This window comes from Rubinisphaera italica, from assembly GCF_007859715.1.
GTDB lineage: Bacteria > Planctomycetota > Planctomycetia > Planctomycetales > Planctomycetaceae > Rubinisphaera > Rubinisphaera italica.
Genome location: NZ_SJPG01000001.1, coordinates 4822390 through 4835079 on the forward strand (window position 1 = coordinate 4822390; position 12690 = coordinate 4835079).

The 12690-nt window shown below is 49.8% G+C and carries 14 protein-coding genes; 9 read left to right on the plus strand and 5 right to left on the minus strand.

Annotated features, from left to right (window positions below):
• Positions 1–54: 54 nt before the first annotated feature.
• From hisI to rpsP, 5 genes are all read right to left on the minus strand, one after another.
• Complete coding sequence (hisI, locus tag Pan54_RS18210) at positions 55–513, minus strand: phosphoribosyl-AMP cyclohydrolase (protein ID WP_146504839.1); 459 nt, start codon at positions 511–513, stop codon at positions 55–57.
• Between the two features lie 185 nt (positions 514–698).
• Positions 699–1100, minus strand: coding sequence for a YraN family protein (locus Pan54_RS18215; protein ID WP_207310173.1), 402 nt, complete (start codon positions 1098–1100; stop codon positions 699–701).
• A gap of 16 nt (positions 1101–1116) precedes the next feature.
• Positions 1117–1506: a 50S ribosomal protein L19 gene (gene rplS, locus Pan54_RS18220; protein WP_146504840.1), complete on the minus strand. Its 390-nt coding sequence runs from the start codon at positions 1504–1506 to the stop codon at positions 1117–1119.
• A gap of 87 nt (positions 1507–1593) precedes the next feature.
• Positions 1594–2280, minus strand: coding sequence for a tRNA (guanosine(37)-N1)-methyltransferase TrmD (gene trmD / locus Pan54_RS18225; protein ID WP_146504841.1), 687 nt, complete (start codon positions 2278–2280; stop codon positions 1594–1596).
• 54 nt (positions 2281–2334) lie between these two features.
• Positions 2335–2706, minus strand: a complete 372-nt coding sequence (gene rpsP, locus Pan54_RS18230; RefSeq protein ID WP_146504842.1) for a 30S ribosomal protein S16 — start codon at positions 2704–2706, stop codon at positions 2335–2337.
• A gap of 1066 nt (positions 2707–3772) precedes the next feature.
• Between rpsP and Pan54_RS18235 the strand changes: the two genes are divergently transcribed.
• The 9 genes from Pan54_RS18235 to atpG all read left to right on the plus strand — a co-directional run bounded on the left by Pan54_RS18235 (position 3773) and on the right by atpG (position 12594).
• Positions 3773–5494, plus strand: coding sequence for a sigma-70 family RNA polymerase sigma factor (locus Pan54_RS18235; protein WP_207310174.1), 1722 nt, complete (start codon positions 3773–3775; stop codon positions 5492–5494).
• Between the two features lie 6 nt (positions 5495–5500).
• Complete coding sequence (locus Pan54_RS18240; protein ID WP_146504843.1) at positions 5501–6595, plus strand: hypothetical protein; 1095 nt, start codon at positions 5501–5503, stop codon at positions 6593–6595.
• Between the two features lie 172 nt (positions 6596–6767).
• Positions 6768–7166, plus strand: coding sequence for a hypothetical protein (locus tag Pan54_RS18245; protein WP_146504844.1), 399 nt, complete (start codon positions 6768–6770; stop codon positions 7164–7166).
• A 64-nt stretch (positions 7167–7230) separates the two neighbouring features.
• Positions 7231–8163, plus strand: coding sequence for a F0F1 ATP synthase subunit A (gene atpB, locus Pan54_RS18250; protein WP_146504845.1), 933 nt, complete (start codon positions 7231–7233; stop codon positions 8161–8163).
• Between the two features lie 188 nt (positions 8164–8351).
• Positions 8352–8543 (plus strand): ATP synthase F0 subunit C, encoded by a 192-nt coding sequence (atpE, locus tag Pan54_RS18255; RefSeq protein ID WP_146506488.1) that lies wholly within the window; start codon positions 8352–8354, stop codon positions 8541–8543.
• Between the two features lie 78 nt (positions 8544–8621).
• Positions 8622–9320, plus strand: coding sequence for a F0F1 ATP synthase subunit B (gene atpF / locus Pan54_RS18260; RefSeq protein WP_165441843.1), 699 nt, complete (start codon positions 8622–8624; stop codon positions 9318–9320).
• A 69-nt stretch (positions 9321–9389) separates the two neighbouring features.
• Entirely contained in the window at positions 9390–10034 is a 645-nt protein-coding gene (gene atpH / locus Pan54_RS18265) for an ATP synthase F1 subunit delta (RefSeq protein WP_146504847.1), read from the plus strand.
• A complete protein-coding gene (gene atpA / locus Pan54_RS18270) occupies positions 9985–11535 on the plus strand; it encodes a F0F1 ATP synthase subunit alpha (protein WP_146504848.1) in 1551 nt (516 codons plus the stop codon). Before atpH ends, atpA begins: the two co-directional genes overlap by 50 nt.
• 180 nt (positions 11536–11715) lie before the next feature.
• Positions 11716–12594: an ATP synthase F1 subunit gamma gene (gene atpG, locus Pan54_RS18275; RefSeq protein WP_146504849.1), complete on the plus strand. Its 879-nt coding sequence runs from the start codon at positions 11716–11718 to the stop codon at positions 12592–12594.
• Positions 12595–12690: the final 96 nt, after the last annotated feature.

Below are 12690 nucleotides of genomic sequence, written 5' to 3' on the forward strand. Positions count from 1 at the left end.
AATTTAGACTGGCCGATTGACAAATACTAATCACTATTAACTAGCGACTATTCACTATTTATAAACCGATTTCGGATCAAACGACTTTTCAGTTTCCGTAATCACGAGCGGCACAGGTTGATTATCCGACAGATTCTCGCGATCAACCGCTCGATAGAAACAGCTCTGATAACCGACGTGACAGGCGCCTTTGCCCTGTTGATCGACCCGCAGCCAGATTGCATCTTGATCGCAATCCACGCGGATTTCCTTGACAATTTGAACGTGGCCGCTGGTTGCTCCCTTGTGCCAGAGTTCCTGACGGGAACGGCTATAATAAACCGCTTCGCCCAGAGCGACGGTTTGCTTAAGGGCTTCCTCGTTCATATATGCTACCATCAGTAGTGTGCCGGTTTCGTAATCGGTGGCGATAGCGGGAATCAAACCATTGGCATCAAACTTGGGAGCCAGTTCGAGCCCCTGCTCGATCTGTTGTTTTTCACCACGGTCTGCAAATTGAATCTGTTCTGACATTACTCACTCATACATTAATAGAATACTCTGATCAACCAATAGCGGATCGTACCATATCATGGACAGGAATTGAAAACACAAAGTTCGCTTAGGAAACAAAGAGATGATTTCATCCTACAAGCACGAAGCGCGAGCGAGTGTGTTTAACCAAGCTCTGACTCACTCGCTCGCGATTCGTGCTTGTATTACTCCGTTACGAGAAATGCATTGGGGAAATAGTCGATTTTGTCGATACCTGCGTTTTCGTTCCACAGGATTGTGACGACATCAAAGCGAGCAGACAACCCGGCGGGGTTGTGATATTTGAGGTATCCGAGAGCAGTACGCGAAATTTTTCGCTGTTTAACTAAGCCAATTGTTTCCGCGGGATGGCCCTGCTTCTCTGCTGAGCGAGTGCGGACTTCGATGAAGACGAGTTGCGAACCGTCTTGAGCAATCAGATCGATTTCACCGAACGTATTTTTATAGTTGCGGTGCAGAATTTTGAAGCCGCGATGCTTGAGATATCGAGCGGCTTCATTTTCTCCTCGCTGACCAGTGGTCAAACGAGGATGAAAATGTTGCTTTAGCCATCTGAGCAGATCCACCGGGGTTGCTCACGAATTACTTCTTGACTGCGGCTTCGACTTCACCGACTTTCGCACGGCGTTCACGCAGACGAGTCGCCTTACCAACGCGGTCACGCAGGTAGAACAGTTTCGCACGACGGACGCGAGCATGTCGTAAGACAACCACTTCAGCGACTTTAGGTGAGTGAACCGGGAACGATCGCTCGACTCCCTGGCCAGCGACAATTCGGCGAACTGTGAAGCTTTCACGGGTTCCACCACCACAGGTTCCAATGATAACACCATTGAAGACCTGGATGCGTTCTTTATCACCTTCCAGAATTCGGGTGTGAACGTCGACGGTATCGCCCACTTCGAATTTGAGCGGCGTTTCCCGCAAACTGGACTGCTCTACAGATTTTAGAAGTTCCTGTCGATTTCTCATCGCACTCTATCCTCAATCGGATGCCCGCCAGGGCCTGGTTTAATCATCAAAATAATGGCAACAGTATATAAAATCCCGCAGTGTTTACTAATCACATTTGCGAGATGATTCATTTCGTTTTTGAGTCCGTTCCCGACTCATTTCCTCTCTCCAGCGATCCACTTTTTCGTGATCGCCACTCAGGAGAATATCTGGAACAGACATGCCCCGATAAGTTTGAGGCCTTGTATATTGAGGGTACTCTAACAAGCCTTCCTGCGAAAAGGAATCTTTTCGGGCACTTTCCTCATCTCCGAGCAAACCCGGAATCAGTCGCATGACGGCTTCAATCATAACCATGGTCGGCACTTCGCCGCCATTGCAAATAAAATCACCAATCGAAATTTCCCGAGGCTTGAGCCCCAGAGAAATTCGCTCGTCAAATCCTTCGTATCGTCCACACAGGAAGATGAGTCGAGGTTTTTCCGCTAATTCTTCCACCAGAGACTGATCCAGCCTTTGCCCATACGGCGTAAGCATGATCAATTCCCCTGGAACTTCCGCTTGAGTCTGGACATGCTCGTAACAGCGAAAAATTGGATCGCAGCTGAGCAGCATTCCAGGACCACCCCCGTAGGGACGGTCATCGACTGACTTATGCTTATCCAAGGCCCATTCCCGAAAATCCCAGAGATGAATCTCCAGTAATTCTCGCTGCAAGGCTTTGCTAAGCAGGCTTTCGTGAAGGAATCCTTCAAAAAGCCCCGGAAATAATGTCAAAACATCAAACCGCACGAAACCAGCCCCAACAAATATCTTTATCCAGCCGGACCGAAACGGTCTGCCAGCTTAGCCTTCGGTCGCTTCTTCAGCGGCAGGAGCTTCCTCAGCAGAGGCTTCTGCTTCTGGAGCAGCTTCCGGCTCAGGAGCTTTGGGAGCGGTCATCGGAGGCGGCTCTTTAGTCACTCCCCAATCCCCTTCCCGAACCTTACGGATCAGGACTCCCACTTTTTCAGTAGGCTGAGCACCGACAGATAGCCAGTAGTCAATTCGATCCATTTTTATCGCAACACGTTGTGATTTCTCACGGACCATGGGATCATAGGTCCCAATCTCTTCGATGGACTTGCCATCTCGTGGCTTACGCGAATCCATCACACAAATGCGATAGAACGGGCGATGGGTTCGCCCCATCTTTTTCATTCGAATTCGAACAGACACTCTGCTCTCCTCAGCGATAACAGGTATTTTACGGGAATTTCTTCTACTTATACTCAACTTCGCCTCAGTAATTAAGTCTGCAACAGACCGTACCGGGAACGAAGGGAATGTCTTCTGGCAGGCGATGAGAACTGCGGGGGCTCAGTCAATACACCGTAAAAATAGGCATATTTCCGCATTCACGCCCTCTGCAACTACAATATTGTCTCGGCAGAGGCGTCTCTATTATCTCGCGAGCAAGCTGCAAGTGTAGCAACTCCGAGCGGATTTGAAAGTCTGTCAAGCTAAAATTCATGGAGAAACCCCGCTCGCCACCTGACCAGATGGTCAACTCATCAATCGCCATGAATGCGTCACTAGCCAATTGATAGTTTTTTGAGGATTCTCTGTTTTTTTCGTAGACGACTTTTCATTTGGTGGTAGCATGGCAAACAGAGAGAGGCAAGGCCAGTTCAAAAATTTTATCGGCTGGTAAACATTACACCTCTTGTACATACTCATTTGTGAATTGGAGTCGATTCACAAACTCAAACCATCGCAAGGATGCATGTGTTACTGCTACGGGCCCGGCAAAAGTAGAGCCTCCAAGGGACTCTACAATATCGCTGAGAAAGCCCGGGCGAAACGTCTCTTTGAGCACGTCTCATTGAAAAGGATTTTCCCGTGATACGAAACGACATGGATTGTCAGTCAGCCGAGCCAGTTCCGGCCCGCTTCCCAGCCAGTACTTTCTTAACAGTTGGCTTCACAACATAATCTGCCTGCCAATTTGGACGTACGCAGATAAACAGTTCGCAGCACAATTGAGGCTGTTGAACGGACTATTGAAAGTCAGCCCCGCGAGGAAAGAGGCCTCATGCAAATTACATTTGTATTTCATGATTTGCATTTTGGCGATTTTCTTCGAGTGGCATTGAGCGAGACTTGTAATCCTGATCAATCGTTGGCATGGTGGGAGACTTCATTCCTGCTTTCAGAGAGACACTGAAAACCACGATCGACAGGAATTGGCCGCGTGATGGAGAAACGCGATTTTTATTCCTTTTTTACCCAAGTGAGGGAGTTTATGGTGCCTCGATTCAGCGAATCGATTCAGCCGTTGATGGATATCACGGTTCAGAACACACGACTCAGCTATCAGAAAATGGACGAGTATCTTCCCGATGAGGGAGGCGACCCGACGCTGATCGATCAAATCGTTCTGGCTCTCGACGAACTCGGCCTCGACATGTACGACGATCCGGCTGCCCGGATGCCGCTGAAGCCGGAGAAGGGTCAGAAAGAATCAAAGAAAGACAGCGAAACCGGTGACGATGTCGCTCGTTCTCTGATCGGCCCGGAAACACCAGTTTCTTCACGGGACCCGATTCGTATGTACTTAAGCCAGATGGGGAATATTCCCCTGCTGACACGAGCCGACGAAATTTTCCTGGCCAAGCAAATCGAAGTGACTCGGAAGCGATTCCGTAGAACAGCTGTCGAATCCGACTACACGCTCGGCATCATTGTCGAGATGTTCGAAAAAGTTCACTCCGGCGAGCTACCCTTTGAACGGACTCTGCGGACTTCCGAAACTGAGAATGCTCAGAAAGAGCAGATCCTCGGACGTATGGAACCAAATCTGCAAACATTGCGGCATCTGATGGCTCGTAACCGCGAAGATTTCCAGATTCGCATGTCAGAGTCCGCCACTAAAGAAGAGCGCAAAGAAGCTCACGAACGGATGATCGTCCGTCGCCGAAAAATGACTTGTCTGGCAGAAGAGCTGAGCCTGCGAACCCAGCGACTCCAACCTGTCATTAAGCGGATGGAGCAAGTCGCAGAGCGTGTTCTGCAATTGCAGCGTGATATTAAGCGACTCAAGCGAATTCCTTCTGCTGCTCACGATCTCGAGCTGATGCAGAATGAACTTTCCGAGATCGTCTATGAGGTGCTCGAAACACCCGATGAATTCGTACAGCGATCCCGTGAAATCCGCCGTCGCTTCGCTTTCTGGACCGATGCCAAGCAGAAACTCTCCGGCGGAAATCTGCGTCTCGTTGTTTCGATTGCTAAAAAATACCGTAATCGTGGCTTGAGCTTCCTCGACCTGATCCAGGAAGGCAATGCCGGCCTGATGCGAGGTGTCGAGAAGTACGAATATCGTCGTGGCTACAAGTTCTCGACTTACGCGACCTGGTGGATTCGCCAGGCGATCACGCGAGCGGTAGCCGATCACGCGAGAACCATTCGTATTCCCGTCCACATGTTCCAGAGTATTTCAACACTCAAGGCGAAAGCTGAGCAGATTCGCCAGGAAACCGGACGCGAACCAACGATGGAAGAACTGGCCGCGGCGATTGATATGTCAGTCGAAGAGACTGAACGGATCATGAAAACCTGGAAACACCCTGTCAGTCTCGATACGCCGGTTGGCGAATCTGAGGACAGCAGCTTTGGTGACTTCCTGCAGGATGAATCCGAAAGCACGCCAGCTGACACCGCCATGCAGCAGATGCTGCGGGACAAGATCAACCACGTGCTCAAGAGCCTGACTTATCGCGAACGCGAAATCATCAAACTGCGATACGGCCTGGGCGATGGCTACAGCTACACGCTCGAAGAAACCGGCCGCATCTTTAAAGTGACCCGCGAACGTATTCGTCAGATCGAATCCAAAGCCCTGAGAAAACTGCAGCACCAAACCCGCAGCAACCACCTCAAAGGCTTTGTCGATGCGATGTATCCTCTCCTCGATGGCGAAATCGAAACGCCAATCGTTGAAGAGGAAGCGGTAGCCACGGCTTAAGCATTTGTGAATACTGAAACAAAAAAAGGGACGACCCGGAAGGGTTGTCCCTTTTTTTATGATGCCTCGGATAATCAAATTAGATTCATTGAAGCAGGAGTTTTTCGAGTGATTTATCGAGTCCCACTAATGATATGCCTGTGCTTAGCCATCATCTGCATGAACGCTTTTTACTCAAAGGGTCGGGAGATTAGTGCCAAGCCGAAGAATACTGAAAAGGTTGAGGTGATTGTACTTGAGTACTGCCGGAGAATTTCCAGTATAAGAAAAGACTATAAGGCTGAGCCTGTCAATTCTAGTAAAACTGTGCCGGATGCACTGCAGGAGCATTGGTCTAAAGTGCTCTCGGAAGGCTATCCGCTCTTCAGGAATATGATGCAGGAAATGGAGGGGAATGAGGATGCAGCGATGAAGATCTATATTCGAGAGATGATGAATTCCACATCCCAAGATTCTATCCGCCTGCTGATGGCCTCAGAAGACATCGTGATGCCTCTCGCAAATTTCGCCCCTTACGACAATAACAGAGACAAGCAGAATCGAATTGCTTATCGATTCCAGATTGCCGCCGCAAAAGTTGAGCTTGAATTTATAAAGTCAAATCCCAATCTGCTTGCAGAGATTTATCGGATTGCTGCCTGGCGAAGTGTATTTCTCACAAGGCAAGATCGACTGATCAGAAGCGGCACTTTTTCCTATCGGGAGCTTGTTTACGGTGAGCAGGCAGAAAGTAAGTACCACTTTTATGACACGGATGCATATTTATGGTATCTCCGGAACTTTCTTCTCCTCTGTGTTGCAACTGGCCGGGAAGACCTGATCCCAGAGAACCTATCGGAGCCTACCAAGCAAAACGCAAACCTCATGACCTTGTGGGAAATGTGGTTTATAGTACATCGAAGTGATTTGATCTCCTCACCGGGGGGATGCTGCTGGAAGCTAATTGACAGCCCACTTCTCTCACCTCGTAATGGAAATTCCAAACCAGAAGATGCTGATAAAGACTTGCCAGCATTAAATCACTTGCCATTAACACCCTTCAAAAATTGGCAAGGAGTTTTTCCAGTACAGCCAGTCGCCGAGCATCCTCTTTGCACATAAGCATTTCCTTTGCGAAATGCTATGGGCGCGTCTGATTACTGCTTGCGACAAGTTGCCGCATTGCCAGGGGCGACATTTGGGGTTGCACTTGTCATGATAGGTATCCTTGGCAAGTCGATGATGATATCGTGCCTGCCTTTACTGAACAGTTTTCTTTCGCCTGAAGCGTGGAATGCGAGAAGCGCTCACTCTCACAATCTGGCTGGTCTTGCTACTCGGATGCGTCGGGGTGGCATGGCGGCAGGCGTTTGGTGAAGCGGCAACGGGGCCTTATGCTCTGGCTGCTGGTGTCTGCATCGGATTTGGAGTGACGGCCCTGCTGGTGCAGGAGTCGTGCTTCCGAATGGGTGCCGATTTTGTGGGAAGTCTGGGTTCCATTCTGATTCGGACAATGGGGCCGCTGCTGACAGTTGCAGTAATCAGCAAGTTTTTGCACGAGCCTCAGATTTTTCCCGCTTTTGTCTGTTGTTATCTGTTGACGTTATTGTCAGAGACTATATTGTCTGTTCGTCTGGTGAACCGTTGGGATAAACGGCGAGCTGAGCGTTCATCTGCAAAGTCTGCAAAATAGTTTTCAATCCGCATGATTCCGCTGCTGGGGTATCCCGGCAGGCACAATGTTGAGCGAGTGATTCATGGCCAGTCCGGTCCTGCACGTAAAAGATGCTTATTATTTCGAGGTGCCAAAATCTCTTTGGCCTCGAGATTATCAATCATTTGATGATGTGCCGGAATCGATGCAGTTTCTGCACGAGGCTCATCCTGAAGCGTCGATTGAGGAATTCAATTACGACCTCTCCGGGAAAATTCTTATCCCTCAGCCGTTTGGGGAGCTTAAGAATCTCTATCAGGCTGAGTCAGGATTCTGTATTTCAAAGTTGATGGTTGTTGAACTCTTCATTGCCTTGCTCGTTGGCGGCGTATTTATCTGGCTGGCAAAGCGTGGTGCAACCATCAGTCGCCCGACAGGTCGACGTCATAATATTCTTGAGGCATTTGTTAGTTATGTGCGGGATGAAATTGCCAAGCCGGCAATCGGTAATAAAGACGCCGATCACTTCCTGCCTTATTTATTGACCGCGTTTTTCTTCATATTGGCCTGTAACTTAATTGGGATGATTCCCGGTTTGGGAACAGTCACCAGTTCCATTGAAGTGACCTCTGGCCTGGCTTTGGTCACCTTTGTAATCGGACTGGTTTCCGGTGTTAAGCATCTGGGTCCAGGTGGGTACTTGTTGAACTTTGCTCCGGATCTTGGTGACAGCATTTTGATGCAGCCGATTCGTCTATTGATTTTTCTGATTGAAATTCTTGGGGTCGTGATCAAGCATGCAGTGCTTGCAATTCGACTTTTTGGAAATATGATTGCTGGCCACTTGGTGCTGGCAGGAGTTCTCAGTGCGGTTGTGGCTACGGCCAGTACCAACTGGTGGGGAACAGCTGCCTTCTTCGGTATTCTGGGTGCAACGGTTTTGAGTGCACTGGAAATCCTTGTGGCCTTCATTCAAGCGTATGTGTTTACGATGCTTTCTGCATTGTTTATTGGAATGTCGATCCATAAGCATTGATTTTTTGGAATCAATAAGTTTGCGGAAACAATAAGTTTGTAATTGGCTCGCGTGTCGAGACTGAATTCCCTGTAACTGTTCGTGTTTAGGTATTTGAGGAGACGGCTGTGTTTAAAGCTGCCCGAACTGTAATGATGGTCCTGGGTGTCATGATCATGGCAACCCCCGTATTGGCTCAAGATGGCGGAATGTCAATTCCTTCTTCAGTTGGAGCTGGTCTCATTGTGATTGGTGCCGGACTTGGTATTGGTCGCATTGGTGGCTCAGCCGTTGAGAGCATGGCTCGTCAACCTGAGTTGGCCGGTAAGATTCAGGTTGCAATGATTATTGCTGCCGCTCTTATCGAAGGTCTTGGTTTCGCAGCTCTGCTGCTCGGTTAATCTGTTGCGAAGTCCGTCTCAGGATTCTGGGACTGGCTTGGTCTGGTTCAATGTTGGCGTCGAGGTCGAGGTGATTTCGTGAAGCTTGTGTCTACATTCGCGGTTTTAGCCGCACTGTTTTGCCTGACGTCAGGTTCGGTTTCGGCATATCAGCCGGAGACGGCACCTGCTGATCCGCATGCAACGTCTTCACCGGACGATCACGAAAGTGATCATACTGGTGATGACCATGAGGCGCATGCCGATCATGGACACATTGGTGATCCACCCGTCGAGCCGAAGGCCTTCGAGCCCAAAGACTGGCGTCTCGATCTTTCGATTTACAGCTTCGTCGTCTTCCTGCTGTTGCTGGCTGCCCTGACGAAATTCGCCTGGGGGCCAATCGTCACTGCTCTTGATGAGCGTGAAGAAAACATCCGTAAGAACATCGAAGATGCGGAAGTTGCTCGAATTCGAGCCGAAGAAATGCTGGCTGCTCATGCTGCCAAGCTTGATTCGGTTCAGGATGAGGTTCGCGAAATTCTCGCAGAAGCTCGTCGGGATGCAGAGCACACGAAGTCGGAAATTGTCGCATCTGCACAAAAAGAAGCCGAGATAACAAAAAACCGAGCGATTGAAGAAATCGATCGGGCTCGTGATCAGGCTCTGGATGAATTGTTCCGGACAATGTCAGCTCAGGTCACAGATGCGACCGAGCATGTCATTGGTCGGGCGTTGAGTGATGATGATCGCAATCGTTTGATTGATGAGTCGCTGGCTCAGCTCTCGAAGATTTAATATTACGTTCTAAATAGTGATAGATATTTTGTTTCTGCGGCTTGTTGAGACCTCGGGTATAAGAACCTCATGATCGATCAATTCGAACAATCTGTACGAGTTCCTAATGTACTGGAAGACCCCAGTCTCAAGGCAATTGCACAGGTTTACGCAGAAGGTTATCTCAACTCGGATGGCGAGCCCTCCGGTGATGAACGAGTGGAAGAGTTCTGGTCGTTTCTGACGGATGTGCTTGATGCCTACCCCGCCATGGAACGCAAACTCGTTTCCCCGCTTGTCTCAGTTGAAGATAAGCAGGCGATTCTCGACCGTACGGTCATGCCCTATGCCTCGAAGGTGTTTGGCAATTTCCTGAAAGTCGCCGCCGCCCATGAACGACTGGATCTGATCCGGGTCATTTACGATGTCTGTGCAGAAGTGAATCAAAAGCGTGCTGGCCGCGTGCCGGTCATCGTTCGCTCTGCATCTGCCATCAGCGATGAAAAGCTCGAGCAGATTCGTCAACAATTAGCACAATTACTTTCCGCCGACCCGGTGATTAATGTCGAGATCGAGCCTTCTCTGTTGGGAGGCCTCGTGATTCAGGTCGGTGATACCGTTTACGATAGTTCCCTCAGAAACCGACTCGCACAACTTAAGAGTCAACTTCGACAGAGGTATGTCCATGAAATTCAAAGCGGACGAGATCGCTTCAGTTATCCAGAAGGAAGTTGAGAGCTTCGGCTCCCAGCTTGAAACCCGTGAAGTCGGTATTGTCACCGAGGTCGGCGACGGCATTGCCCGTTGCTATGGCCTGGCTGGTGCAATGGCCGGCGAAATGGTCGAATTCTCCAGTGGTGTTCAAGGCTTCGTGTTTAACCTCGAAGAGAACTCCGTCGGAGTCGTTGTCCTCGGGGATTACCTGACAATTAACGAAGCTGACGAAGTCAAATCACTCGGCACCCTGCTCTCGGTTCCCGTTGGGGATGCGATGGTCGGTCGTGTTGTCGATCCTCTCGGAAACCCACTCGATGGCAAAGGCCCAATCGTATCCGGAGACCGACGGCCTCTCGAAACCGCCGCTCCCGGCGTTGTCGGACGACAACCCGTCAAGCAGCCAATGCAGACCGGAATCAAAGCGATTGATGCCATGACTCCAGTCGGACGCGGTCAACGCGAGTTGATCATCGGCGACCGAAAAACTGGTAAGACGGCCATCGCCATTGATGCGATTTTGAATCAAAAAGGCAAAGACGTCATCTGCGTCTATGTCGGCTGTGGTGTGCGAGCCTCTTCGATTGCCGGAGTTGTGGAAACACTCACCGAGCACGGAGCGATGGATTACACGATTGTCGTCGCGGCGACCTCGTCCGATCCTGCCTCCATGCAGTACATCGCTCCCTATGCAGGAGCCTCGATGGCCGAGTACTTCATGTACAATGGCAAGCACACACTCATCGTTTACGATGACCTTTCCAAGCAGGCTGTTGCCTATCGTGAACTGTCTCTGTTGATGCGACGCCCCCCTGGTCGTGAAGCTTATCCCGGGGACGTATTCTACTGTCACAGTCGACTGCTCGAACGATCCGCCAAATTGTCTGACGAACTCGGCGGGGGATCGATGACCGCTCTGCCGATCATCGAAACACTCGAAGGGGAAGTTTCGGCCTACATCCCAACCAACGTGATTTCGATTACCGATGGTCAGATCTATCTGGAGCCAGACTTGTTCTTCTCCGGTGTTCGACCAGCCGTCAACGTCGGGATCAGTGTGTCCCGCGTGGGTGGTAATGCACAGATCAAGGCGATGAAGAAAGTTTCCGGGAGTTTGAAACTGGATCTTGCCGCCTTCCGTGAACTGGAAGCATTTGCTCAACTAGGAACCGAGCTGGATAAGGCCACGCAACAGCAACTCGATCGCGGTTATCGCATGGTCGAACTGCTTAAGCAGCCTCAGTATCAGCCGATGGAAGTCGAAGATCAGGTCATGTCGATTTACGCCGGTAGTAACGGCTACTTCGATAAAGTCCCGGTCTCTCGTGTTCCCGAAGCCGAGAAGAACATGTTGCAGTTCATGTCCGATCAGAAGTCTGAAGTCCGGGATCGAATCGTCGAGACTCAGGCCTTAGATGACGAAGGCATTGAAATGTTGAAAAATGCTCTGGAAGAATGGTGGGTTCAGGTTCATAAGCAATTTGAAAACGCCGAAGAAGCCGGGCTCGTCTCCGCTTCCTAAGCAATAAACATAAGTAGGACAGGCTTCCAGCCTGTCTTGCTTGTGAATTTTAAGAGTGATGAAGTGAATAAAGGCTGACAGGCTGGAAGCCTGTCTTACAGTAAGAGAAGTTCAGCGACAATTCCGGTTTTGACCTAGTGAGCGATGTCAGCTCCTCGGTCAGCGAAAGACTTTCAATCCATGGCCAAAGCACGCGCGATTATTAAACGACTCAAGGCAGTCAAGAACATCCGCAAGATTACGCGGACAATGGAACTGATTGCCACGGCCCGTTTCAAAAAAGCAATGGATCGAGCCGCCGAAGCCAAAGCCTATACGCAGAAAATCGCAGAAATTGTCGGCGACTTAGCCTCTGCCGAACTTTCATTCACGCATCCACTTCTGGAACAACGAGAACAGGAAGAACGTGTTCTTCTCCTCGTGTTGACTTCCAATCGTGGATTGTGCGGCGGATACAACTCGGGTGTGCTGCGAATAGCCGATCAACGATTGAAGGCTCTCTCCAAGGGCCGCATCAATCAGATCCTCGAAGTCTCGGGGAAACGTGGTCTGTCTTACTTCAACTTTGAAGGACAGCAGATCGATGCAACTTATACGAATTTCGAAGACAAGCCGACCTTCGATGAAGTCGAAGACTTAGCCAATCGCTTTGCAGAACTCTACACCAGTGGAGCGGTTGATCGAATTGAAGTGGTTTACTCCGAATTTCATTCGATCTCTCGACAAGTCGCAATCCGGGAAACACTGTTGCCGATCCAGAATCTCTCGACTCCCGAGGCCGAGTCTGATCAGAAGCATTCAGTGGACTATGAATTCCTCCCGAGTGCTGAAGCGATTCTGGAAGAAATTGTCCCTGCGGCCTTCAAAGCCAAATTGTTCAAATGTTTTCTCGATGCGGCTGTCAGCGAACAGATTGCCCGCATGGTCGCCATGAAGGGCGCCACCGAGAATGCCGACGAAATGATTCGCAGCCTGTCGACACGTTACAACCGTGCCCGACAGTCTCAGATTACTTCTGAGTTGAGCGAGATCATCGGTGGAGCAGCCGCTCTCGAATAGGAATTCGGGAATGGATTTTACAAGATCAGATACTGTCCGCGAATCGGACATCACAATAAATACGTTCAAACTGTTTGATATCAAGAGACCGAGGTT